A 22,360-nucleotide genomic window follows, 5' to 3' on the forward strand; every position below is an offset into this window, starting at 1 on the left:
GGGTGGTCGTGCCTGCAGGTGCCAGCGGCGTGGACGGGGGCGCGATGAGCAGGATCGGTGTGATGATCTGCGGGCACGGGTCGCGCGACGTCGAGGCGACCCACGAGTTCGCGGCGCTGGTCGCCCACCTGCGGCGCCATTATGCCGACCGGCCGGTGGAGGCCGGCTATCTGGAGTTCGCCCGGCCGGTAATCCGCGACGGCCTGGACCGGCTGCGCGACAAGGGGGTCACGGAGATCCTGGCGATGCCGGCCATGCTGTTCGCGGCCGGCCACGTGAAGAACGACGTACCGTCGGTGCTGAACACCTGGGCGGCGGAGAATCCCGAGGTGCGCGTGCGCATGGCCCGCGACCTCGCCATCGACGGCAAGCTGCTGCAGGCCGCTGCGCAGCGGATCGAGGCGGCGCTGGACCTCGCCTCGGACGAGATCACCCGCGCCGAGACCCTGCTGCTGGTGGTGGGCCGGGGCACCTCGGACAGCGACGCCAACGGCAACGTCGCCAAGGTCACCCGGATGCTGTGGGAGGGCATGGGCTTCGGCCATGCCGAGACCGGCTATTCCGGCGTGGCTCACCCCCGCACCGACGAGGCGCTGCGCCGCGCGATCCGCCTGGGCTACCGCCGGGTGGTGCTGTTCCCCTATTTCCTGTTCACCGGCGTGCTGGTGCAGCGGATCTACGAGCAGGCGCGCGCGGTGGCCGCCGAGCATCCGGAGATCGAGCTGGTCGAGGCCGGCTACCTGAACGACCATCCGCTGGTGATCGAGACCTTCGTCGAGCGGATCGAGGGCATCGCCACGGGCGATACCGCCATGAACTGCCAGCTCTGCAAGTATCGCACCCAGATCCTGGGCTTCGAGCACGACCAGGGCGCGCCGCAGGAAAGCCATCATCACCATGTCGAGGGCATCGGCACCGACGCCGACCGCCACGGCCACCATCACCATCATCACGGACACGGGCACGGGCATCATCACGGCCATGGGCATCATCACCACCATCACGACGCGCCGGAACCGGACAAGGTCGTGGTGCTGAAGGACGGCGGGACGCGCCGGCGCGGATGAGCCTGAAGGGATGAGCGACTGGCTGAAGGACCCGGCGGAGATCTACCGCCGCTCGTTCGCGACCATCCGCGCCGAGGCCGCCCTCGACCGGCTGCCCGAGCCCGTCCGGCCGCTGGCGGTGCGGATGATCCATGCCTGCGGCATGACCGACCTGGTGGCCGACCTGCGCAGCGGGGGCGACCCAGCGGCGGCCGTGCGGGCGGCGCTGGCGAAGCGGGCCCCGGTGCTGGTGGATGCGCGCATGGTCGCGGCCGGGATCCTGGCCCGCCACCTGCCGGACGGCGTCGAGATCCACTGCGGGCTGGAGGATCCGAGGCTGGCCGATCTGGCGCGGGCGGCCGGCACCACCCGTTCGGCCCGGCTGGTCACGGGCTGGTGCCAGCGGCTCCGCGGTGCCGTGGTGGTGATCGGCAATGCGCCGACCGCCCTGTTCCAGCTGCTCGACGAACTCCGTACCGGTGCCGGCCGGCCGGCCGCGATCATCGCCACGCCCGTGGGCTTCGTCGGTGCGGCCGAGAGCAAGCAGGCGCTGGTGGAGGCGGAACTCGGCATCCCGTACGTGACCGTGCTGGGCCGCCGCGGCGGCAGCGCCATGGCGGCAGCCGCACTCAATGCCTGCCTGGTGGAGGCGGCATGAGCGAGCCCTGGCTGTATGTCGTCGGGATCGGCGAGGACGGCCCGGCGGCGCTCTGCGCCGAGGCCCGCGCGGCACTCGGCTGGGCCCAGCTGTTCATCGGTGGCGACCGTCATCTCGCCATGCTGGGCGACGACCCGCGGCCGCGCATGCCCTGGCAGGTGCCGCTCGACCCGTCGATCGAGCATCTGGCGAGCCTCCGGCGGCACCGCGTGGTGGTGCTGGCCTCGGGCGATCCCTTGTGGTTCGGGGTGGCCCGCCGGCTGGTGGCGCGGTTCGGCGAGGACGCGATCCGGGTCGTGCCGCAGGTGGCGTCCATGCAGCTCGCCTGCGCCCGGCTGCGCTGGTCGCTCGCCGAGGCGGAGGTCGTCACCATCCATGGCCGGCCGCTGGAACGGCTGGTGCGCTGGCTGCAGCCGGGCCGGCGCCTGGTGATCCTGTGTGCCGGCCGGCACTGCCCGGGGAGGATCGCAGCACTGCTGGCCGAGCATGGCTTCCGCAGCGCCCGGCTCCGCGTGCTGGAGCATCTGGGCGGGCCGGACGAGCGGGTACTCGACCTGCCGGCAGCCGAGGTGGCGCAGCATAGCTTCCGCGATCTGGTGGTGGTCGGGCTGGAAGTGTCTGCACCCGAGGGTCCGGTCCGCCCGCTGGTGCCGGGGCTGCCGGACGATGCGTTCTGCCATGACGGCCAGCTCACCAAGCGCGAGGTGCGTGCGGCGACGCTGGCCAGGCTGGCACCCTGCCCGCGCGAGCGGCTCTGGGATGTTGGTGCCGGCAGCGGCGCCATCGCCATCGAGTGGCTGCGCGCCCAGCCCGGCACCAGGGCCGTCGCGATCGAGCGGGACCCGGCCAGGCTCGAGCGCATCCGCGCCAATGCCCTGCGGCTGGGGACGCCGGAGCTGGCCCTGGTGCAGGGCAGCGCGCCCTCGGCCCTGGACGGACTGCCCGACCCCGACGCGATCTTCCTGGGTGGTGGCACCGGCACGCCCGGCCTGATCGAGACCCTGGTCGAGCGGCTGCGGCCGGGCGGCCGGCTGGTGGCGAACGCCGTCACCCTGGAGGGCGAGGCAGCGCTGCTGGCGGCAGCTTCCCGCCATGGCGGCGAGCTCGCCCGGATCGCGGTGAGCCGGGCGGAGCCGGTCGGCGGCACGCTCGCCTGGCGCGCCCTGGCACCGGTCACCCAATGGGCCTGGACCAGGCCGTGACCAGCCTGTTCGGCATCGGGGTCGGCCCGGGCGATCCGGAACTGGTGACGCTGAAGGCGGCACGGCTGATCGGCACGCTGCCGGTCCTGGCCCATGTCGGCGCGGACGGCCGGCCGAGCCGGGCCCGGCGGATTGCGCAGGCCATGATCCCGGCCAGCACGCGGGAGCTGTCGGCGGACCTGCCGATGCGCTGCGCCCCGGACGCGGCCAAGCCGGTCTATGACCGGCTGGCGGCCAACATCCACACCGAGATCCGGCATGGCCGGGCCGTGGGCTTCCTGTGCGAGGGTGACCCTCTTCTCTACGGCTCGTTCGTGGCCCTGCTCGACCGGCTGGGCGAGCAGGTGCCGGTGACGGTGGTGCCCGGCATCACCTCGATCGCGGCGGCCGCGGCCGGCAGCCGCCACGTCCTGGCCCAGCGGGACGAGAACCTGGCGATCCTGGCGGCCACGGCCGGGGACGCACGGCTCCAGGCGGCCATGGAAAGTGCCGCCAGCGTCGCGATCCTGAAGGTCGGCCGCCATCTGCCGCGGATCCGGCGCCTCCTGGCGGATGCCGGGCTGGCCCGATCGGCGCTGGTCGTGAGCGAGCTGGGCAGTACGGAGGAGCAGGTCCGGCCGCTCGATCTGGTGACGGAGGAACGCCTGCCCTATTTCGCCCTGATCCTGGCCCGCCGCCCGCGCGGGCTGCCATGACTACGATCGTCGTCCTGGGCAGGCGGAGCCTGCCCCTGGCTCGCCAGATCGCGGCAGCACTCGTCGGCGCCGAGATCCATGGCCCGGCCGGGCTGGCGGTCGATGCGAGCTTCGCCCGGGCGACGGAACACCTGCTGGGCCTGTTCCGCCAGGGCCGGCCGATCGTCCTCTTGGGTGCTGCCGGCATCGCGATCCGGGCGGTGGCACCAGCCCTGGCCGACAAGACCGAAGAGCCGCCGGTCCTGGCAGTGGCCGAGGACGGCTCCAGCGTGGTGCCGCTCCTGGGCGGCCATCGCGGCGCCAACCGGCTGGCCCGGCAGATCGGCGCCGCGCTGGGCGTCCAGCCCGCCATCACGACGGCGGGCGACCTGCGGCTGGGCCTGGCGCTGGACGAGCCGCCGACGGGCTTCGCCTGCCCGGACCCGGCGCCCGCCAAGGCACTGACCGCCCATCTGCTGGAAGGTGGCGGTGTGCGGCTGGACGACCCGGCGGGGCTGGCGCCGGCTGCGGGCTTGGCGAGTGTTGCGGTGGATCCGGCCAGCCGCTGGACGATCCGGCTGACCGAGCAGGCCGTCCCGGCGCAGCCGGGGCAACTGGTCTGGCATCCGCGCCGGCTGGTGCTGGGGGTGGGCTGCGAACGCAATGCGCCGGCGGGGCTGCTGATCGACCATGTGGCGGCCTGCCTCGCGCGGGCCGGGCTGGCGCCGGAAGCGGTGGCCTGCGTCGCCTCGATCGACCTGAAGGCCGACGAGCCCGCCGTCCATGCGCTGGCCGATCATCTCGGCGTGCCGGCCAGGTTCTTCACGGCAGCCGAACTCCGGGAGCAGACGCCACGGCTGGCCACTCCATCCGAGCTGGTGTTCCGCGAGGTCGGCTGCCATGGCGTGGCCGAAGGTGCGGCGCTGGCCGGAGTCGGGCCGGAAGGCCGGCTGCTCATGGCCAAGCAGGCGGGCCCACGGGTGACCTGTGCGGCCGCGCTGGCGCCGTTGCCCGTCGATCCGGAAGCGGTCGGTCGGGCGCGCGGCCGGCTGGCCGTGCTGGGCGTGGGACCTGGCCAGCCGGCATGGCGGACCCGGGAGGTGGAAGCCCTGCTGGCCTCGGCCAGCGACGTGGTCGGCTACCGGCTCTATCTCGACCTGGTGGCCGACCGGATCGGCCATTGCCGGCGCCACGACTTCGATCTCGGCGAGGAGGAGGCGCGCTGCCGCCATGCCCTGGCACTGGCTGCGGAAGGGCGCGACGTCGCCCTGGTCTGCTCGGGCGATGCCGGCATCTTCGCCATGGCCTCGCCGCTGGTGGAACTCATGGAACGGCCGGACGATCCGGCCTGGGCCCGGGTCGAGCTGGTGGTGGGCCCGGGCATCAGCGCCATGCAGGCGGCAGCGGCCAGGCTGGGTGCACCGCTCGGCCATGATTTCTGCGCGATCTCGCTCTCCGACCTGCTGACCCCGCGCCCGGAGATCGAGCGCCGCCTGCAGGCCGCCGCCCAGGGCGATTTCGTGATCGCCTTCTACAACCCGGTGAGCCGGCGGCGGCGCGACCTGCTGCCGCTCGCCCAGGCGATCCTGCTGGAGGCTCGGCCGGCTGACACGCCGGTGGCGATCGCCCGCAGCCTGGGCCGTCCGGAGGAGGAAGTGACGGTGACCACGCTGGCGGCCCTGGACCCCGAAGCGGTCGACATGCTTTCCCTGGTCCTGGTCGGCTCGTCCAACAGCCGCGCCGTGACCCTGCCGTCCGGCCGTACGCTGGTGCTCACCCCTCGCGGCTACCACCGGAAATCCGCATGACCGTGCACTTCATCGGCGCCGGGCCCGGTGCCGCGGACCTCATCACCGTGCGCGGCTTGGAGCTGATCCGGCGCTGCCCGGTCTGCCTCTATGCCGGCTCGCTGGTGCCGCGCGCCATCGTCGAGGCAGCTCCCGCCGATGCGGAGGTGGTGGACACCGCACCCTTGCATCTCGACCAGATCATGGCGCTGATCGAGCGGGCGCACGGCCGGGGCCAGGACGTCGCCCGGGTCCATTCCGGCGACCCCTCCATCTATGGCGCCACGGCGGAGCAGATCCGCCGCCTCGCAGCGCTCGGCATCCCCTACACGATCACGCCGGGCGTGCCGGCGTTTGCCGCGGCCGCGGCGGAGCTCGGCACGGAGCTGACCCTGCCGGATGTCGCGCAGTCGATCGTGCTGACCCGAACCACGGTCAGGGCCTCGGCGATGCCGGCGGGCGAGGACCTCGCCTCGTTCGCCCGGACCGGCGCCACGCTGGCAATCCATCTCTCGATCAACAACCTGGCGCGGGTGGTTCGCGACCTCGTGCCCGTGCTGGGCGAGGACATGCCGGTGGCGGTGGTGTACCGGGCGACCTGGCCGGACCAGCAGATCGTCCAGGGCACGCTCGGCGACATCCGTGCCAAGGTGAAGGGGCTGGGCCTGACGCGCACCGCGCTGATCATGGTCGGCCGGGTGCTCGACCCGGGCCACTTCTCCGACAGCCGTCTCTACGCGGCGGACCACACGCATGTGCTCCGGCCGGAGCCGGCGGGGTCAGGCTGACCGACTGTCGGTGAGGTCGCTGAATGGTCACGCGATCCGCTGCGGCATGATCCGGCTCATGGCGGCCTGGATCATCGCCATGCCGGCTTCAGGCAGCCGCCCATAGTATCGCGCAAGAAGGTGGGAACGGGAGAACCAGGCGAAGGTCCGCTCGATGATCCATCATCCGGCCGCAGGCGGATGATGCGCTTTCCGAAGGCACGGCGGTCGGCAGGCCGCCGGGGGCGCCGCGGGAGGACGTGGCAGCCCGCCAGCCGTTCCTCCAGTCCATAGCGCCATGCCTGCTCTGGCGGTGGAACCGGGCCTCCCATGCGCCAGCTGCGTTCCTTCTCCAGCCACTTTACGCACGGCCGGTACAGGCGCGAGCCGGCCAGACCAGCTCCAACCGCGGCAAGGCCGCCATGGGCGCTGCCTCGATCATATGCCATGTGCCGACCGCGCCGCGCAGGTTGGCAGCGTGGATGTGTGCCAGGAGGATCAGGCCCGATGCGTCCACCAGGATGCGCCGCTTGCGCCCGAACGTCTTCCTGACTGCCTCCGAGCCTCGGTCAGGTCCACCCACGCCCGTTGTCCGTGCTGTCTGCGAACCGATCGCGGCAGCGGGTCGGGTGCGAGCGTACCATCGGCCCTGTCCGCTTTGCGGACATCACTCCGCAGGATCGATGGTTTGCATCGACGGAGGAAAGTGGCGTGGCAGCATGCGCCAAGCGCAGCGGGAGCCGGCCAGTTATACCAAAGCTCAGAAGAAGTGGCTTGGATGCAGTGGCGTCGGGCGGAGCATGGTGAGATGGGCCAGGAGGCCCCTCATGCCTGCTTGCCCCATCTGTGATGATCTGTCTGCCCTCGAACTTCGTCGCCTGGCCCGGCACGAGCCGGATCGCCATGCTGCGATGCGCCTTTTGGCGGTCGCCGATGCGTCGGGTGGTCTGTCGCGGGCCGAGGTTGCCCGGCTGGCCGGGATGGAGCGCAAAGTGCTGCGCGATGCGGTGCTGCGCTACCATGCGGAAGGACCGCAGGGGCTGCGCACTCGGCCAAAGTCGGGAGGCCTGAGAGGCTGACGCCTGTAGAGCAGGCGATCCCTCAAGGCTCTCCGCCGGCTCCTGCCGGAGCTGCCCTGAGCCTAGGCGCCGCCCACAGCCTGGAGCCAGCGCGTTCCCTGCCGTGGGCCGGCCCGGCCGATGGGTCAGGCCAGCCCACATAGCCAGGGGAGTGCACCGGACGGGTCGGTTGCCGTCGGCCCGTCCGGCTGGGGCGGGCGGGCCAGCAGCACCACGGGGATGCCGCGCGCCCGCGCCGCCAGGATCTTGGCGTGGCCTGCCGCACCGCCCGATGCCTTGCTCACCAGCACGTCCACGCCGTAGCGCGCGAGCAACGCGCTTTCCGCTTCAAGCGTGAAGGGCGGGCGCGCCTGCACGTGCACCACCCCGAGCGGCAGGTCCGGGATCGGCTCGATGCTGCGCAGGACCAGCCGCATGCGCTGGTGGAGCTGGAGGAAGAGCTGGACGGCCTCGTGGCCGGTGGTGAGGAGCGCGGTCTTGCCGAAGCTCGGCAGGATGCGGACCGCCTCGGTTGCGTCGGCGACCTCCACCCAGCGGTCTTCCGCGTCGCGTCGCCAGGAGGGGCGCAGGAGACGCAGGCGCGGGATGCCGAGCGCAGCGCAGGCCTCGGCGGCATGCGAGGGCATCTGGCGCGCGAACGGGTGGGTGGCGTCCACCACCGCTGCCGGCCGTTCGGCCGCGAGCCAGGCGGTGAGGCCCGCGATCCCGCCAAAGCCGCCCTGGCGCAGCTCGCCCGCCACTTTCCCCGGCGTGCTGGTGCGCCCGGCCAGCGAGGTCACGGTCCGCCAGCCGGGCCGATCGGCCAGGGCTCGGGCGAGTTCGGTCGCTTCCGCCGTGCCGCCCAGGATCAGGACCAGCCGGGCGCCCATCCGACCTCCCTGCCCGTTCGGTCATACACCAGCACCTCCACCGCGACCGCGTCGCCCACCACCGCCTGCGCCACTGCGCGCGCCTGCTCGGCCACGTGCTGCGCCAGGGGGAAGCCCAGCGCATCGGCGGCCTGGTGCAGTTCCAGGGCGGTGTTGGCGGTGGCGGCCAGTGCCACGAGGGGCGCCGGCGCCCCGACGGTCCGCAGCAGGTCCGCCAGTGCCTCGGGCCGCATCGGGTTGCGCGCGGAATGGAGGTCCATGGCACCCTGCGCCAGCTTGGTGAGCTTGGCGAAGCCGCCGGCCACGGTCAGTCGGGCGACCGGGTGGCGGCGCAGATATTTCAGCGTGCCGCCCGCGAAGTCGCCCATGTCGAGCAGCGCCAGGTCCGAGAGCGCATGGCGCCGCCGCACCGCGGCCTCCGAGGTCGAGCCGGTGCAGGCGGCCACGTGACCCAGCCCCGCCGCGCGCGCCACGTCGATGCCGCGCTGGATCGAGTGGATCCAGGCGGAGCAGGAATAGGGCACGACGATGCCGGTGGTGCCCAGGATGGACAGGCCGCCCAGGATGCCGAGCCGCGGGTTCCAGGTTTTCGCGGCGATGGCGGCACCATTTGGGACCGACACCGTCACGGTCAAGTCGGCGGGCTGGCCCGTGGCGGCGGCCACCTCCTCCAACCCGGTGCGGATCATCGCGCGGGGCCCAGGATTGATGGCGGGCTCGCCGGGCGGCAGGGGCAGGCCCGGCAGGGTCACGGTGCCCACGCCTGGGCCGGCGAGGAAGCGGATGCCGCTGCCGGGCGGGGCGGGTGCGACCGTGGCGCCGACTTCGCAGCCATGGGTCACATCCGGGTCGTCGCCGGCATCCTTCACGATCGCGGCGAACGCGTGATCGGCGGTGAGTTCCGTGCGGGCGAGCGGCAGCCGGACGCTGCCGCCGCGCGGCAGGGTGATCTCGACCGGGTCGGGGAAGCCGGCGCCGGCCAGCGCCTGGAACGCGGCCTTGGTGGCGCCGGCGGCACAGGTCCCGGTGGTCCAGCCGCGGCGCAGCGCCGGGGACGGAGGTGCCTCGGCACTCGGTTTCGTCGCCATGCCCGGCTATCCTGGCCCGGTTACTGGATGCACCGGGAGACTCCCATCAGCTCCGCCCCTACCCTTCTGGTCGCCGCGACCGCCTCGGGCTCGGGCAAGACCGCGATCACCGCCGCGATCCTGCGCGCGCTTGGCCGGCGCGGCCAGACGGTGGGCGGGTTCAAGGTCGGCCCCGACTATATCGACCCGGCCTTTCACCGGGCAGCCTCCGGTCGGCCCTGCCCCAATGTCGATCCCTGGGCGATGCGAGTCGCCACCCAGACCGCCATCCTGGAGCAGGCCGGCCTCGCGGTCGACCTGCTGATCGGCGAAGGCGTGATGGGCTTGTTCGACGGGGCGGCGGACGGCACGGGTGCTACCGCCGATCTCGCCGCCACCCTCGCCATCCCGGTCGTGCTGGTGGTGAGTGCCAGGGGCATGGGCGCCTCGGCCGCAGCGCTGATCGAGGGGTTCTGCCATCATCGCGCCGACGTGGCGGTGGTGGGGGTGATCTTCAACCGGGTCAACACCGATACCCATGCAAGGCTCTTGCGCGAGGCCTGCGCCGGCCGGCTTTCCATCCCGATCCTGGGCTTCCTCCCCGACGACCCGGCCCTGACGCTGCCCGAGCGCCATCTAGGCCTGGTCCAGGCGCAGGAGCTGGCCGGGCTCGACCGGCAGCTCGACCAGGCGGCACGGCTGGTCGAGCGCCATCTCGACCTGCCGCGCCTAGTCCGCCTGGCACGTTTCCCGTCGGTCGCGGCCCTGCCGCACCGAACGGCACCGCTGAAGCCACCCGGCCAGCGGATCGCCCTGGCCGAGGATGCCGCGTTCGCCTTCGCCTACCCGTCGGTCCTGGCCGGGTGGCGGGCGCGTGGTACCGAGCTCCTGCCCTTCGCGCCGCTGGCCGACCAGCCACCCGACCCGGACGCCGATGCGGTCTACCTGCCGGGGGGATATCCGGAACTGCATGCCGCCAGGCTCGTCGGCGCTGGCCGGTTCATGTCCGGCCTGCGTGCCGCGGCCGCGAGGGGGGCCGCCGTCTATGGCGAGTGCGGCGGCTACATGGTGCTGGGCGAGGTGCTGGTCGACCGGGACGGCCAGGCCCAGCCCATGAGCGGCCTCCTGCCGGTGGTGACCAGCTTCGCCAAGCCCAGGCTGCATTTGGGCTATCGCCGCGTGACCAGCCGGCACTCCTCGCCCCTGGGGCTGGCCGGGACCGTCTGGCGGGGCCATGAGTTCCACTATGCCAGCGAGCTGGAGGCGCGTGGCCCCAGGCTGTTCGGCCTGGCCGATGCCCGCGGTGAGCCGCGCGCCGATGCCGGCTGCGTGCTGGGCCGGGTCTGCGGCAGCTTCGTCCATCTGGTCGACCGCGCCGACTAGCGGCCTTCGCTCTCAGAGGGGCGCTCCGCCACGCCCGCCTCGGCAAAACTCGCCATGCCGGTGTGGCAGGCGAGTGCCGCGCGCACCACCTGGATCGCCAATGCCGCGCCCGACGCCTCGCCCAGCCGCATCTCCAGGTCGAGCAGCGGCTGGAGGCCCAGCCGGCCGAGCAGGGCGCGGTGGGCATGCTCGGCGGAGACATGGCCGGCCAGGCAATGGGCGATGGCGGTCGGGTCCAGCCGGAACAGCACGGCCGCGGCCGCTCCAGTGACGAAGCCGTCCAGCAGCACCGGGATCCGGCGCCGGCGTGCCTCGAGGATGCAGCCGGCCATGGCCGCCAGCTCGAACCCGCCGAGTGCCTGCAGGACCAGCTCCGGGTCGCCCAGCACGTCCTGGTGCCGGGCCAAGCCCGCATCCACCACCGCTGCCTTGTGCCGGATCCCATCTGCGTCCAGCCCGGTGCCGGCACCGCACCATTCCCGGCCGCCACCGCCCAGCAGGGCAGCACAGACCGCCGCGGCCGTGGCCGTGTTGCCGATGCCCATCTCGCCGACCGCCAGGAGATCCACGCCCTCGCCGACGGCCCGCCGGCCGGCCTCGACCGCGGCGGCACATTCCGCCGGGTCCATTGACGGAGCTTTGGTCCAGTCGCGCGTCGTCCAATGCGGGAACGGGTCGTGCACCAGGAGCTTGGCGCCGCATGTGCGCGCCAGCTGGTTGATCGCGGCACCGCCCTTGCGGAAGTTGCGGACCATCTGGTCGGTCACCGCGGCCGGAAAAGCGGAAACACCCTGGGCGGCCACACCGTGGCGGCCGGTGAAGACATGGACCTCGACCCGGTCCAGCCGGGGCGGGTGGCGGCCCTGCCAGGTGCAGAGATGGGCCGTCACCTCCTCCAGCCGCCCGAGCGATCCCGCGGGCTTGGTCAGCTCCGCCTCGTGCTGCCGTGCTGCCGCGAGCGGTGCTGGATCGGACGGTGGCAGCGCCGACACGTCGAGGATCGGTTTGCGCATGGCGGCGTTTCCGAGGCTGGGGTACCGACCGACAGGAGGGCAGGCCCTGCCCCCCGACCGGCTGGCACGGACACAAGACTTGCTCCACGACGTCAAGCTCGCCCTGCAGTTCCTGACCAGGCTGCCGATCCGAACGGACGATCCTGCGGGCATGGCCGGCATCGCGCGCGCCGCCTGGGCGTTCCCATTGGCGGGCCTGGTGGTGGCCGCCGCCGCTGCCCTGACCTTCCTCCTGGCGGACCGGATCGGGCTGCCGCCGGTGCTGGCCGCGATCCTGGCCCTGGCTGCGTCCATCGCCCTGACCGGGGCGCTGCATGAGGACGGGCTGGCCGACCTGTTCGACGCCCTTGGCGGCCATGCCGGCCGGGCGCGCGCGCTCGAGATCATGCGCGACAGCCGAATCGGCACCTACGGCACGCTCGCCCTGCTGGTCACCCTGGCGCTGCGCGCCGGCGCCCTGGCCATGCTCGCCACGCCCGGCCGCGTCGCCCTGGCCCTGGCGGGCGCCGCCTGCCTATCACGAGCCGCCATGGCAGTCACGATGGCACTCCAGCACCCGGCCCGGCCCGACGGCCTGGGTGCCGCCGCCGGCCAGGTGACACCGGCCCGGGCTGCCATCGCCACTGCGCTCGCCAGCCTCTGCCTTCTGGCCGCAGCCGGTCCGGTCCAAGCGCTGCCCGCGCTCGTCGCAGCCGCCGGCACCCTGGCTCTCACCATGCACTGGACCCGCCGGCGCCTCGGCGGCTTCACCGGCGACACGCTGGGCGCCACCCAGCAACTGGTCGAAACGGCATGCCTGCTGGCAGCGGTCGCCGGTCAGCGCATGGGCTGAGGCTGGCGGTGGTTCGGGATCGTGGCTGGTAGTATTCTTCCCCAGAGAGATCGCGGGATCGGCACGAGTCCCGGCTCAGGCCAGGCGGTGGATGATGCCGAGCCGGAGGACAGTCGATGTCATGCAGCGCGACCTCGGAGCAGTCCGACGATCAGCGTGGCCTGGGGTCTCCGTCCAATGTGCCCATCGGCAGCCAAGCGCCAGTGGCGGCAAACCTGCTCCCCGACGGGACAGGCGGATGCACGACCATGCCTGCAGGAAGCTACATTGCCGCACCGTCAGGACCAGCGGGCGGTACCGAACGGAGGTCCGTCAATACGGCCATGGTGCCCTGGTCCCTCGCTGTGCTCAGCGATGAGACGCGGGGAAGAGCATCCGGGAGCTCGACGAATGATGAGCTCTGGATCTCTTACGGCCATCTGAACGTGGCGCTTGCGGCAATGCAGATCGTCGGGAGGCGTCGATATCCGCCATGACGCGCAGCGATGCGGTACCGGTTCCTGAAATGGCGATCTGTGGGACGATCAGATGGAGTTCCGCGCGCGGTACTTGGCTTAACGTATCCCGAAGGCAGCCGCGGCATGAACACCATCGCCGATGAGATGGCAGTCTGGGAGCGGTATGCAGCAGCATGGGGCTCCACCGCGATGGCTCATCTCACCTTCTGCCAGCAACATGGTAAAAGTGAGAGTTTCGGCCGCCAAACCGCTTGGGCCCCCGCCCACTTGGTTCGTCCGTCACAGTGAATGACAACTTCTTCGGCTACGGGGCCTGAAGGCCAAGCCGAACGGATGATCCGGGCCGTGACAGAGGCCACCATCAAGACCCTCCACTATCCTTGCCTTGGAGCACTTCAGGCCAGGTGCTGATCTATCGTGGCCGCCTGCCAGTTCGTCAGGCATCTGAAGTCGCTGTGACGGCGAGGACCCTTTCAGGCAGCCTGCGACGCAAAGTCCGGCGCCTCGATCTTCAAGATCGACTCGCACCACCTAATCATCACACCCTGTATCCACGCGCATCAGCCGGTGGCACGAAGCTGCTTCTCAGTTCACCCCATGGTACCGCTTGTACCACTGAATGAACTTCGGCAGCCCCTCTTCCAATGGGGTCTTGGGCTCGAAGCCGAGGTCGCGCTGGCTCGCCTCGATGTCGGCATAGGTGGCAGGCACATCGCCCGGCTGCATCGGTGCCAGGCAGATCTCCGCGCTACGCCCCAGTTCCTGCTCGATGATCCGGACGAAGGTCTTCAGGTCGTTCGGCCGGTGGTTGCCGAGATTGTACACTTTGGCCGGCACGCCCTGCGCGTCGGGGGCCGGTGGCCGGTCCAGGGCGGCAAGCACGCCCGCCACGATGTCGTCGATATAGGTGAAGTCGCGCTGCATCTCGCCGTGGTTGAACAGCGTGATCGGCCGGCCCTTGGCGATCGCATCGGCGAAGATGTAGGCCGCCATGTCCGGCCGGCCCCACGGCCCGTACACGGTGAAGAAGCGCAGGCCGGTCTGCGGGATCCGGTAGAGGTGGGCATAGGCGTAGGAGAGCAGTTCGTCCGCCCGCTTGGTCGCGGCATAGAGCGAGACCGGCCGCTCCACCGGATCGTCCACCGAGAACGGCGTCTTGTCGTTGCCGCCATAGACCGAACTGCTGGATGCGTAGACGAAGCTGTTCAGCTTGGGCAGGTCGTGGCGCGCCACCTCCAGCATCACCATGTGGCCGACCAGGTTGGCGCGGACATAGTCGAAGGGGGCGGTCAGCGAGTGGCGCACGCCGGCCTGGGCTGCCAGATGCACCACGCCGGTGATCTCGTGCCCGTGCTCTTTGGCGATCGCGCGGATCTGGTCCAGCTCGGCGATGTCGGCGCGGATGAAGCGGAAGCCTTCCCGCCCGGCCAGCTCGGCCAGCCGTGCCTCTTTCAGCGCCGGATCGTAATAGGCGTTGACGATGTCCACGCCGATCACCGCCTCGCCCCGGTCCAAGAGTGCTCGGGCGACATGAAAGCCGATGAAGCCGGCGACACCGGTGACGAGAATGGTCATGGGCCGGAGATTCCGCGCAGGAAGGTCGCGGGGCCCACTATCGCAGGCCCAGCCTAACAATGGGTAAAGCTCGCCCGGATCAGCCGCCGGCGGGCGCGTCCGCAGCGATATAGACGCGGACCATCTTGTCCGGGTTGGCCGGCGGCTCACCCTTGGCGATCGCGTCGACCAGCTCCATGCCGTCCACCACCTTGCCGAACACGGTGTACTGCCCGTCCAGCCAGTCGGCCCGGTCGAAGCAGATGAAGAACTGGCTGTTCGCGCTGTTGGGGTTCTGCGAGCGCGCCATGCCGAGCGTGCCGCGCTCGAACGGCGTGCGGGTGAACTCGGCCTTCAGGTTCGGCTTGTCCGAGCCGCCCATGCCCGTGCCAGTCGGGTCGCCGGTCTGTGCCATGAAGCCCGGAATGACCCGATGGAAGACGATGCCGTCGTAGAACCCGTCCCTGGCGAGCTCCTTGATCCGTGCGACATGGGCCGGCGCCAGGTCCGGGCGCAGCTCCACGGTCACCTTGCCGCTCGCCAGTTCGATGATGAGGGTATTGTCCAAGTCTCGGGCCTCCGCGCCGTTGATGGCCGGCTGCATGGCCAGAATGGCCGCGCCGATGACGAGAGCTCTTCTGGTGGTCACCAACCGACCCCTTACCCATATGGTCGCAAGTCCGGCCGGGCCCATCCCGACCGGCCCGGGTAGTCGCAGAAATCCAGCCGGCTGAGAACCCCGTTGCCGCGGCCGGTGGCCATGTGGCTGGCGCCATCCGGGCCGAGCCGCCATGTTCCGGTTGATCACAGACCCAGGAAGGATGGTTCGGGCCGACATGACGAGCTTGGCGCTGGCGCCCACCGGGCGCCGCGACGTCGAGGTGATCAGCCTCATCGGAGCGGGGCATTTCTTTGCCCATTTCTACATCCTGGCGCTGCCGCCCTTGTTCCCGCTGCTCACCGCGGGACTGGGGTTCAGCTACGCCGAGCTGGGCCTGGGCCTGGCCGTCCTGAACCTGGCGACCGGGCTGGCGCAGGTGCCGATCGGCATGCTGGTCGACCGCTACGGGGCGTTCTGGCCGCTGCTGCTGGGCCAGGTCTGCTTCGCGCTCGGCATCGGCCTGGTGGCGCTGGCACCGGGCTACCCCGCCTTTCTCTGCCTGATGGTGCTGGCCGGCCTGGGCAATGCAGTGTTCCATCCGGCCGACTATGCGATCCTGGCGGGCTCGGTAAGCAGAGGACGGCTGGGCCGCGGCTTTGCCGTGCACACGTTCGGCGGCTATCTGGGTTTCGCGGCCGCTCCGGCCGTTCTTCTGCCGCTGTCCGGCTGGCTCGGCTGGCAGCTCGCTTTGGGGCTGAGTGCCGTCGCCGGCCTGGCCTTCGCCGGAGTGCTGGTCGTCTTCCGGCATCATCTCGCGAGCGAGCAGGCCACGGCACCGGGAGCACCGCCGGTCAGTGGCGGCAGCACGCTGCGCCTGTTCCTCGGCTGGCCGGTCGCGATGGCCTTTCTGTTCTTCGCGCTGATCTCCGCCGGACAGGGCGGCTTCAGCAACTTCGGTACCGCCACGCTGGAGCAACTTCCTGGCATCGGCTTCGCCCAGGCCGGCCTGCCCGTGCTCCTCTATCTGGCAGCTTCGGCGGCAGGCGTGCTGCTGGGCGGGCAGATCGCCGACCGGACCAGCCGCCATGGTTTGGTGGTCGCCGTATGCTTTGGCAGCATCACCCTGACGGCACTGCTCCTCACCCTGCCCTCGCTCGGGCTCGTCTCGATCACCGTCCTGTTCGCGCTGGCTGGGCTGTTCGGCGGCGCGGTCAGCCCGTCGCGCGACCTGATGGTCAAGCAGCTCACGCCGGCCGGGGCATCCGGCCGCGTGTTCGGCTTCGTCACCATTGGCTTCAATGTCGGCACGCTCGCCTCGGCGCCCCTGTTCGGCCATCTCCTGGACCTCGGCATGACCCGTGGCGTGTTCTGGCTGGTGGCCGCGATCTCGCTGGCATCGATCGTCACGGTTCTCGGCAGCCGGGGTGCTGGCCGGGAGGACCCGCGCGTGGCTCGTCCTACCGGCGGCTGATCCGAAAGGCACGGGCTCCCGGACCACCGCGTGAGCCACTGGATGGTACCTGCCCCCTTCCGCCCCCGACCGGCAAAGTCTAGAGCCTGCCGCACGAGCAACGAAGCAAGGGGTAGGTCCACCATGGGCATCAGCCGGGTCGGCATCGTCGGTGCCGGGACGATGGGCGGCGGCATCGCGACGGCTACCGCACAGGCGGGCGTGGACGTCGTGCTCATCGATGCGCGGGCGGGCGTCGCCCAGGCGGCGGTCGACCAGGCGCACGCATTCTATGCCAAGGCGGTGGGCCGCGGGCGGCTCAGCCAGGAGCAGGCGGATGAAGCCGGCCGCCGGCTGCAGGTCGCGTCGGGCCTGGATGGCCTGGCCGACTGCGACCTGGTGATCGAGGCGGTGTTCGAGGACATGGCGCTCAAGACCGATGTGCTGGCCAAGATCGCCGCAGTGGTCCGACCTGACGCGCTGATCGCCACCAACACGTCCTGCCTGCGCGTGTCGGAACTAGCGCAGGCGGTGCCGCAGCCAGGGCGCTTCCTGGGCCTGCACTATTTCAGCCCGGCCCAGGTCAACCCGATCGTCGAGGTGGTCAGGGGCGATGCCACCACCGATGCCACGGTCGAGGCGGCACTGGCCTTCACCCGCGGGACCGGCAAGGAGCCGCTCGCCTGCAAGGACCAGTGGGGCTTTTGCATCAACCGGTTCTTCTGCCCCTACACCAACGAGGCAGCGCGCTTGGTCGACGAGGGGCTGGCCGCACCCGGCGAGATCGATCTCGCCGCCAGGGAGGCGCTGGGCGCTGCGGCCGGCCCGTTCACCGTGATGAACTTGGTCAAGCCGCGCATCGCCCTCCATGCGATCCGCAATTTGGCACCGCTCGGCGCCTTCTATGCGCCGGCGCGCTCGATGGCCGTGACGGGCGATGCCGAGGCTTCCTGGACCATCGATCCCCCGGGCGCCATCGATCCCGACCGCATGGCGGTGCTGTCCGACCGGTTGCGCGGCGCCACCCTCCTGCCCGTCCTGCAGGAACTGGACGAGGGCGTGGCCGGGCCGGACGAGATCGATCATGGCGCGCGAGCCGCGCTCAAGTTCGCCAAGCCGCCTTGCGCACTGATGGACGAACTGGGCCGCGCCGAGGTCGAGCGTCTGCTCCAGCCCTTGTGCCAGCAGTATGGCACGCCCCTGCCGCATGCGCTGGATCGGGTCGGCAGCCTCACCCGCAGCTGAGCGGTCAGCGGCACAGGCCGCGATACCGCATCAGGCCGGCGCGCCCACGCGTGGCGCGCCGGCTGGGGTGTCTGCACGAGACCCTGTTGCTGGCGCCGCTGTCAGGCGCACTTGGCGAGGCTCGGTTCCTTGAGCACATAGCCCCTGCCCCAGACCGTCTCGATATAGTGGTCGCCGCCGGTCACCGCGGCGATCTTCTTGCGCAGCTTGCAGATGAACACGTCGATGATCTTGAGCTCCGGCTCGTCGATCCCGCCATACAGATGGTCCAGGAACATCTCCTTGGTGAGCGTGGTCCCCTTGCGCAGGGAGAGCAGCTCCAGGATGCTGTACTCCTTGGCGGTGACGTGCAGGCGCATGCCGTCGATCTCGATCAGCCGTGTGTCGAGGTTCACCACCATCCGCCCGGTTGCGATCGTCGACTCCGCATGGCCCTTGGCGCGTCGCACGACTGCCTGGATCCGTGCGACCAGCTCGGCCCGCGCGAACGGCTTGGTGATGTAGTCGTCGGCGCCCGTGGCGAGGCCGCGCACCTTGTCGTCGATGTCCTGCTTGCCGGACAGGATCAGGATCGGGGTCTGGATCCTGGCGGCGCGCAGTCGCCGCACCACCTCGTGGCCGTCCATGTCGGGCAGACGCAGGTCGAGCAAGATGATGTCGAAGTCGTAGAGCTTGGCCAGCTCGATCCCGTCTTCGCCGCGCTCGGCCGGCTCGATCACGATGTTCTCGCACTTGAGCGCGCTCTCCACGAGCTTGGCGGAAACCGGATCGTCCTCGATCACCAGCGCACGCATCGACCTCTCCATTGTCCTGAGCCCGCAATACCGTCTCGAAGCCAGAGTAGCGTCGCTTCCTTAAACATTTGTTAATGGAAGCCCGCCTATCATCCGCTTCGTCAGGAGCCTCCGAGCGAGCCGCCCTGACGTCACCAGATGAACCATGCAACCGATGGTAGGGACAATCGGAAATTGAGCAGCGTCAACAAATACAATCTTCATGAGCATGCTGCCATAAATCTTGAGAGATCTGCCGAAAGTCCTGCCAGCCATGTCGAAAGTCTGCTGACACGTCTGGCAGAGCGCAGGAAGCCGATACTCGGTGGGCGAGTGCGTCGCTGTCGGTCGGGCAGCCTCGTGGCCGAGGGCCTGAACGACCGGGTCGGCATCGGCGACGTGTGCCGGATCGAGCAGCGTGCCTGCACGGCCGGCATGTTCGACCCGGAGGACACCATCCTCGCCGAGGTGGTGGGATTCGGGGCCGACGGTGTCCAGTTGATCGCGTTCGAGGAAGTGAACGGTGTCCGCTATGGTGCCAGGGTCCGCCCCGACCAGGCGCTGGGGCTGGTCCACCCAGGGAAGAGCTGGCTCGGCCGGGTGGTCGATCCCATGGCCATGCCGCTCGACGGCAAGGGCCCACTGGAGCAGGGGCCGGTGGCCTATCCGCTCCAGTCGCGCGCCGAGGCGGCCCTGGGGCGCCGGCCGATCGGGCGACGGCTGGACCTGGGGGTGCGGGCGATGAACCTGTTCACCCCGTGCTGCGAGGGCCAGCGGCTCGGGATCTTCGCAGGTTCTGGCGTGGGCAAGTCGACCCTCCTGTCGATGATCGCCCGCCATAGCGACGCTGATGCGCTCGTGATCGGCCTGATCGGCGAGCGCGGCCGCGAGGTCGGCGAGTTTTTGGAGCACACGCTGGATGCCGAGGGTCGGCGGCGGAGCGTGCTGATCGCGGCGACCTCCGACCTCCCGGCGATGCTGCGTCGGCGCGCTGCCTATCTGACCATGGCCGTCGCCGAGGCACTGCGCGACCAGGGTCTGAACGTGCTCTGCCTGATCGACAGCGTCACCCGGTTCGCCATGGCGCTGCGCGAGATCTATCTGGCCGCCGGCGAAGGCCCGGCCACGCGCGGCTACCCACCTTCGGTGTTCGCTGAGCTGCCGCGCCTGCTGGAGCGGGCGGGCCCAGGCAGCGGGGCCGGCAGCATCACCGGCCTGTTCAGCGTGCTGGTCGACGGCGACGACGATGACGAACCGGTGAGCGACACGGTGCGCGGCATCCTGGATGGCCACGTCATGCTCGCCAGGAGCATTGCGGAGGCCGGGCGCTTCCCGGCGGTCGACGTCCTGCGCTCGGTATCGCGGACCGCGCCCGGCTGCTACGGGCCAGGCGAGCGGGAACTGGTGCGCCGGGCGCGAGAGCTGATGCGGCGCTACGCGGACATGGCGGAGCTGATCCAGCTCGGCGCCTACCGCCAGGGGACCGACCCGGACATCGACGAGGCGCTCCTGCGGCGCCCGGCCATGGAGGCGCTGCTGCGCCAGGAGGTCGGTGAGCCCTGGCAGCCGGGCGATGAATTCGCGGCCCTGGCCCGAGCCCTGGGCCACGGCCTCCCGATCCCGGCGGCGGCATGAACGGCCGCTCCACCCTCGAGGTGCTGGCCCGGCTGCGCCGCCAGGAACTCGACGCCACCCGACAGGCGCTGGCTCAGGCCGAACGATCAATCGCGGTCCGCCAGACGGAACGCCGTTCGGTCTGGCAGGCCACCGACCTGATGACACCCCAGGCTTCTGGCGCCGCGTTGCATGGCCGCGGGACGCTGCTCGCAGCCGCCCGCGCCCGTTCGACCCAGCTCACCGGCGAAATCCTGGCCCTGGAGGCACTGCGCGACCGGCTCCTCGCCAAGGCCAGACTCGATCTGGCGGGCTGCCGGCAGATCGAACTGGTCGCCGAGCGCCGCACCCTAGCCGAACGGCACGCCCGACTGCTGCACCAGCAGCACGCGGCGGATGAGCGGGCAATGCGCCAAGCTACACTTCCTCACGTCGCAGCTGGCCCTTCGGGTCTATAGGAGTGCCCAACAGAACCACCGTTTGACGAATTTGAGGCAGATCAGGCCGGTGGCGAGCAGGTGGAAGCCATTGAGTATGTCGAGGCGCCGCTCGTAGCGGATGATTAGTCGGCAAAAGCGGCTGGACCAGGCCGAGGTGCGGTCGATGACACACGGGTGTCGGCCAAGCTTCTGGCTGCTCTCGATCCCGCGCTGGGCGATCCTGGGCATGATCTTGCGTCGGCACAGGGGTTGGCGCCAGTGCGCGACGTCATAGCCCCTGGATCAGGTCCGGGGCAGGCTCTTGTCGGCATGCAACCTGTCAGGTCAGTTCTGTGGCCGCCCGACATACTGCCGGATTGGTGGCACTGCTTCGATCAGCGGCCCGAGAAGCTTGCTATTGTGGCAATTGCTGGCTTGAGGAGGAGGCTGAGTGGGATCCCGTTGCTGTCGACGAGGAGGTGGCGTTTTGAGCCGAGCCGGCCCCGGTCGGATTCGGCTTGGTCGCCCGCCCCTTTTTTCGTCGCAAACAATACGCTGTCGATGCAGGCCCGGCTCCAGCTGATCGCGTTGGTCTTGCCCAGCCAGTCAAGCAGAATGCGGTGCAGCCGCGTCCGGCCTCCTAGCTGTTTGGTTCCAAGGCGTGGTGCTACATTCGGGCAGCACACCTGGAAGGACGCGCTATGGGCCAGGTTCTTCACGGCCGCGCCACCACGACAGAGGCAGTGCGTCGCGCGATCCAAGCTGGTGAAGCGAGCGTGAGGGCATTGGCCAGGCGCTACGGCATCAGCCCGACCACCGTGCAGAAGTGGTGCCTTGCGGACCTACACCATCGACGCCTCGATGGGCCTAAGGCATCGCGGTTCACTGTGCTGAGCACTGAGGACGAGGTGATCATCGCCGCGTTTCGGCGCTACACGCTCCTGCCGCTGGCCAACTGCCTCTACGCCCTGCAGCCGACCCTGCCGCACCTGACCCGCTCGTCCCTGCACCGCTGCTATGCAGCGTCATGGCATCGCCCGGCTGCCGGAGATCGATGGCCTCAGACCCCAGCGCTCCCGCTTCAAGGCCTATCCGATCGGCTTCTTCCATCGGGATATCGCCGAGGTGCATACCGAACAGGGCCGGCTCCATCTGTTCGTCGCCGTCGGCCGGACCTCAAAGTTCGCCTTCTCAGTTGTATAAGGCCACCCGACGAGCCGCTGCCGCCTTCTCTACGCCCTGGTCGCGGCCGTGCCGTACCGCATCCACACGGTGCTGACCGATAACGGCACCCAGTTCGTCGACCGTACGCCCATCAACGAGGCGGCTGAGGCCGCTGCGGAAGCCTATTGGGCCGCCAAGGGTGAGCCGCGGGTCTGGCTGGTCCACGCCTTCGACCATGCCTGCGAGCAGCCTTGCAGCGGCCTTGCCACTGCTCCCTCCGGGGGGACCGCTGCGCGATGGCATTGAACACCGTACCACCAAGCCCGCCCATCCCCTCCGCAGGCTCCTGCCTGCGGTCCTTGCCGGAGACGGATCGATGGCCTGCTGACCATCGATGAACGAACGGGCAGGTGGAACTGATGAACCAGACGCTGAAGGACGCTATCGTCCGTCGCTACCACTACGGCAGTCATGACGAACTCCGACACCACCTCCAACTCTTCCTCGACGCCTATAATCACGCCAGGCGCCTGAAGAGCCTGCGCGGCCTCACGCCATACGAGTTCATCTGTCACGCCTAGGTAGGGAACCCATTCAGGTCCATGCTGAGGCGACGGCGACGAGTGCGAGGGCGGCCAGGTAGTTCCGGGCGAGGCGGTCGTAGCGGGTGGCGATGCGCCGCCAGTTCTTGAGCCGGCAAAACAG

The 22,360-nt window shown here is 70.3% G+C and carries 21 protein-coding genes and 2 pseudogenes; 14 read left to right on the top strand and 9 right to left on the bottom strand.

Translation table 11 applies throughout. From position 1 onward, the window contains the following. The first annotated feature begins 44 nt into the window (after positions 1-44). Genes HLA95_RS02615 through cobM form a run of 6 tightly spaced genes read left to right on the top strand, consistent with a single transcriptional unit; the run spans position 45 to position 6,155 of the window. Positions 45-1,067 (top strand): sirohydrochlorin chelatase, encoded by a 1,023-nt coding sequence (locus HLA95_RS02615; protein ID WP_191062348.1) that lies wholly within the window; start codon positions 45-47, stop codon positions 1,065-1,067. A 10-nt stretch (positions 1,068-1,077) separates the two neighbouring features. After that, positions 1,078-1,704: a precorrin-8X methylmutase gene (locus HLA95_RS02620; protein ID WP_222182290.1), complete on the top strand. Its 627-nt coding sequence runs from the start codon at positions 1,078-1,080 to the stop codon at positions 1,702-1,704. Then, positions 1,701-2,906: a precorrin-6y C5,15-methyltransferase (decarboxylating) subunit CbiE gene (cbiE, locus tag HLA95_RS02625; protein ID WP_222182291.1), complete on the top strand. Its 1,206-nt coding sequence runs from the start codon at positions 1,701-1,703 to the stop codon at positions 2,904-2,906. The genes HLA95_RS02620 and cbiE overlap by 4 nt, the downstream gene beginning before the upstream one ends. Continuing rightward, complete coding sequence (cobI, locus tag HLA95_RS02630; RefSeq protein WP_222182292.1) at positions 2,903-3,601, top strand: precorrin-2 C(20)-methyltransferase; 699 nt, start codon at positions 2,903-2,905, stop codon at positions 3,599-3,601. Before cbiE ends, cobI begins: the two co-directional genes overlap by 4 nt. Continuing rightward, positions 3,598-5,388 (top strand): precorrin-3B C(17)-methyltransferase, encoded by a 1,791-nt coding sequence (cobJ, locus tag HLA95_RS02635; protein WP_222182293.1) that lies wholly within the window; start codon positions 3,598-3,600, stop codon positions 5,386-5,388. The genes cobI and cobJ overlap by 4 nt, the downstream gene beginning before the upstream one ends. Beyond that, on the top strand, positions 5,385-6,155 hold the full coding sequence (gene cobM, locus HLA95_RS02640) for a precorrin-4 C(11)-methyltransferase (RefSeq protein ID WP_191061481.1): 771 nt from the start codon (positions 5,385-5,387) through the stop codon (positions 6,153-6,155). The genes cobJ and cobM overlap by 4 nt, the downstream gene beginning before the upstream one ends. A gap of 340 nt (positions 6,156-6,495) precedes the next feature. On the opposite strand, the gene HLA95_RS02645 is transcribed toward cobM, so the two are convergent. Continuing rightward, the gene (locus HLA95_RS02645) at positions 6,496-6,717 is read right to left on the bottom strand and encodes a hypothetical protein (RefSeq protein WP_222182294.1); all 222 of its coding nucleotides are present in this window, start codon (positions 6,715-6,717) and stop codon (positions 6,496-6,498) included. 328 nt (positions 6,718-7,045) lie between these two features. Between HLA95_RS02645 and HLA95_RS02650 the strand changes: the two genes are divergently transcribed. After that, entirely contained in the window at positions 7,046-7,213 is a 168-nt protein-coding gene (locus HLA95_RS02650) for a helix-turn-helix domain-containing protein (RefSeq protein ID WP_191061480.1), read from the top strand. Positions 7,214-7,338: 125 nt separating this feature from the next. Here the strand turns inward: HLA95_RS02650 and HLA95_RS02655 are convergent, their stop codons facing one another. Together HLA95_RS02655 and HLA95_RS02660 are read right to left on the bottom strand one after the other, a co-directional pair. Then, positions 7,339-8,082 (bottom strand): cobalt-precorrin-6A reductase, encoded by a 744-nt coding sequence (locus tag HLA95_RS02655; RefSeq protein ID WP_222182296.1) that lies wholly within the window; start codon positions 8,080-8,082, stop codon positions 7,339-7,341. Beyond that, positions 8,061-9,170, bottom strand: a complete 1,110-nt coding sequence (locus HLA95_RS02660) for a cobalt-precorrin-5B (C(1))-methyltransferase (RefSeq protein ID WP_222182298.1) — start codon at positions 9,168-9,170, stop codon at positions 8,061-8,063. The genes HLA95_RS02655 and HLA95_RS02660 overlap by 22 nt, the downstream gene beginning before the upstream one ends. Positions 9,171-9,197: 27 nt before the next feature. Here HLA95_RS02660 and HLA95_RS02665 point away from each other — a divergent pair, with 27 nt between their 5' ends. Then, positions 9,198-10,532, top strand: a complete 1,335-nt coding sequence (locus HLA95_RS02665; RefSeq protein WP_191061685.1) for a cobyrinic acid a,c-diamide synthase CobB — start codon at positions 9,198-9,200, stop codon at positions 10,530-10,532. On the opposite strand, the gene cobT is transcribed toward HLA95_RS02665, so the two are convergent. Further along, a complete protein-coding gene (gene cobT / locus HLA95_RS02670; RefSeq protein ID WP_191061686.1) occupies positions 10,529-11,545 on the bottom strand; it encodes a nicotinate-nucleotide--dimethylbenzimidazole phosphoribosyltransferase in 1,017 nt (338 codons plus the stop codon). The genes HLA95_RS02665 and cobT overlap by 4 nt on opposite strands. A 79-nt stretch (positions 11,546-11,624) precedes the next feature. On the opposite strand from cobT, the gene cobS reads away from it, so the two are divergent. Next, the gene (gene cobS / locus HLA95_RS02675) at positions 11,625-12,377 is read left to right on the top strand and encodes an adenosylcobinamide-GDP ribazoletransferase (protein WP_255591349.1); all 753 of its coding nucleotides are present in this window, start codon (positions 11,625-11,627) and stop codon (positions 12,375-12,377) included. Between the two features lie 1,043 nt (positions 12,378-13,420). On the opposite strand, the gene HLA95_RS02680 is transcribed toward cobS, so the two are convergent. Continuing rightward, positions 13,421-14,410 carry an SDR family NAD(P)-dependent oxidoreductase gene (locus HLA95_RS02680; protein ID WP_191059027.1) on the bottom strand — a complete coding sequence of 330 codons (990 nt, stop codon included), beginning with the start codon at positions 14,408-14,410 and terminating at the stop codon, positions 13,421-13,423. 79 nt (positions 14,411-14,489) lie between these two features. Then, on the bottom strand, positions 14,490-14,993 hold the full coding sequence (locus tag HLA95_RS02685) for a peptidylprolyl isomerase (protein WP_191059026.1): 504 nt from the start codon (positions 14,991-14,993) through the stop codon (positions 14,490-14,492). A gap of 232 nt (positions 14,994-15,225) precedes the next feature. Between HLA95_RS02685 and HLA95_RS02690 the strand changes: the two genes are divergently transcribed. Next, positions 15,226-16,461, top strand: a complete 1,236-nt coding sequence (locus HLA95_RS02690; protein ID WP_191059025.1) for an MFS transporter — start codon at positions 15,226-15,228, stop codon at positions 16,459-16,461. Positions 16,462-16,584: 123 nt separating this feature from the next. After that, a complete protein-coding gene (locus HLA95_RS02695; protein WP_191059024.1) occupies positions 16,585-17,685 on the top strand; it encodes a 3-hydroxyacyl-CoA dehydrogenase in 1,101 nt (366 codons plus the stop codon). Positions 17,686-17,786: 101 nt separating this feature from the next. On the opposite strand, the gene ctrA is transcribed toward HLA95_RS02695, so the two are convergent. Beyond that, positions 17,787-18,479, bottom strand: coding sequence for a response regulator transcription factor CtrA (gene ctrA, locus HLA95_RS02700; protein WP_191059023.1), 693 nt, complete (start codon positions 18,477-18,479; stop codon positions 17,787-17,789). A 174-nt stretch (positions 18,480-18,653) separates the two neighbouring features. Here ctrA and HLA95_RS02705 point away from each other — a divergent pair, with 174 nt between their 5' ends. Together HLA95_RS02705 and HLA95_RS02710 are read left to right on the top strand one after the other, a co-directional pair. Then, complete coding sequence (locus HLA95_RS02705; RefSeq protein ID WP_222182302.1) at positions 18,654-20,093, top strand: FliI/YscN family ATPase; 1,440 nt, start codon at positions 18,654-18,656, stop codon at positions 20,091-20,093. Continuing rightward, on the top strand, positions 20,090-20,530 hold the full coding sequence (locus tag HLA95_RS02710) for a hypothetical protein (protein WP_191059021.1): 441 nt from the start codon (positions 20,090-20,092) through the stop codon (positions 20,528-20,530). The genes HLA95_RS02705 and HLA95_RS02710 overlap by 4 nt, the downstream gene beginning before the upstream one ends. Positions 20,531-20,886: 356 nt before the next feature. Here the strand turns inward: HLA95_RS02710 and HLA95_RS02715 are convergent, their stop codons facing one another. Next, positions 20,887-21,210, bottom strand: coding sequence for a hypothetical protein (locus HLA95_RS02715; RefSeq protein WP_191059020.1), 324 nt, complete (start codon positions 21,208-21,210; stop codon positions 20,887-20,889). On the opposite strand from HLA95_RS02715, the pseudogene HLA95_RS27980 reads away from it, so the two are divergent. After that, positions 21,193-22,236 (top strand): annotated as a pseudogene (locus HLA95_RS27980) (integrase core domain-containing protein). The gene HLA95_RS02715 and the pseudogene HLA95_RS27980 overlap by 18 nt on opposite strands. Before the next feature lie 13 nt (positions 22,237-22,249). On the opposite strand, the pseudogene HLA95_RS02735 reads toward HLA95_RS27980, so the two are convergent. Further along, positions 22,250-22,360, bottom strand: a pseudogene (locus HLA95_RS02735) (IS5/IS1182 family transposase); the annotation flags it as partial.

Origin of the sequence: Geminicoccus harenae (assembly GCF_019800005.1) — a bacterium.
Classification (GTDB): Bacteria; Pseudomonadota; Alphaproteobacteria; order Geminicoccales; family Geminicoccaceae; genus Geminicoccus; species Geminicoccus harenae.

Bases quoted from the DNA above. Each gene is read 5' to 3' on its own strand.
- HLA95_RS02615 (WP_191062348.1), top strand. From the start codon at position 45: ATGAGCAGGATCGGTGTGATGATCTGCGGGCACGGGTCGCGCGACGTC.
- HLA95_RS02620 (WP_222182290.1), top strand. From the start codon at position 1,078: ATGAGCGACTGGCTGAAGGACCCGGCGGAGATCTACCGCCGCTCGTTC.
- cbiE (WP_222182291.1), top strand. From the start codon at position 1,701: ATGAGCGAGCCCTGGCTGTATGTCGTCGGGATCGGCGAGGACGGCCCG.
- cobJ (WP_222182293.1), top strand. From the start codon at position 3,598: ATGACTACGATCGTCGTCCTGGGCAGGCGGAGCCTGCCCCTGGCTCGC.
- cobM (WP_191061481.1), top strand. From the start codon at position 5,385: ATGACCGTGCACTTCATCGGCGCCGGGCCCGGTGCCGCGGACCTCATC.
- HLA95_RS02650 (WP_191061480.1), top strand. From the start codon at position 7,046: ATGCGCCTTTTGGCGGTCGCCGATGCGTCGGGTGGTCTGTCGCGGGCC.
- HLA95_RS02655 (WP_222182296.1), bottom strand. From the start codon at position 8,082: ATGGGCGCCCGGCTGGTCCTGATCCTGGGCGGCACGGCGGAAGCGACC.
- HLA95_RS02660 (WP_222182298.1), bottom strand. From the start codon at position 9,170: ATGGCGACGAAACCGAGTGCCGAGGCACCTCCGTCCCCGGCGCTGCGC.
- HLA95_RS02665 (WP_191061685.1), top strand. From the start codon at position 9,198: ATGCACCGGGAGACTCCCATCAGCTCCGCCCCTACCCTTCTGGTCGCC.
- cobT (WP_191061686.1), bottom strand. From the start codon at position 11,545: ATGCGCAAACCGATCCTCGACGTGTCGGCGCTGCCACCGTCCGATCCA.
- HLA95_RS02680 (WP_191059027.1), bottom strand. From the start codon at position 14,410: ATGACCATTCTCGTCACCGGTGTCGCCGGCTTCATCGGCTTTCATGTC.
- HLA95_RS02685 (WP_191059026.1), bottom strand. From the start codon at position 14,993: ATGCAGCCGGCCATCAACGGCGCGGAGGCCCGAGACTTGGACAATACC.
- HLA95_RS02690 (WP_191059025.1), top strand. From the start codon at position 15,226: ATGACGAGCTTGGCGCTGGCGCCCACCGGGCGCCGCGACGTCGAGGTG.
- HLA95_RS02695 (WP_191059024.1), top strand. From the start codon at position 16,585: ATGGGCATCAGCCGGGTCGGCATCGTCGGTGCCGGGACGATGGGCGGC.
- ctrA (WP_191059023.1), bottom strand. From the start codon at position 18,479: ATGCGTGCGCTGGTGATCGAGGACGATCCGGTTTCCGCCAAGCTCGTG.
- HLA95_RS02710 (WP_191059021.1), top strand. From the start codon at position 20,090: ATGAACGGCCGCTCCACCCTCGAGGTGCTGGCCCGGCTGCGCCGCCAG.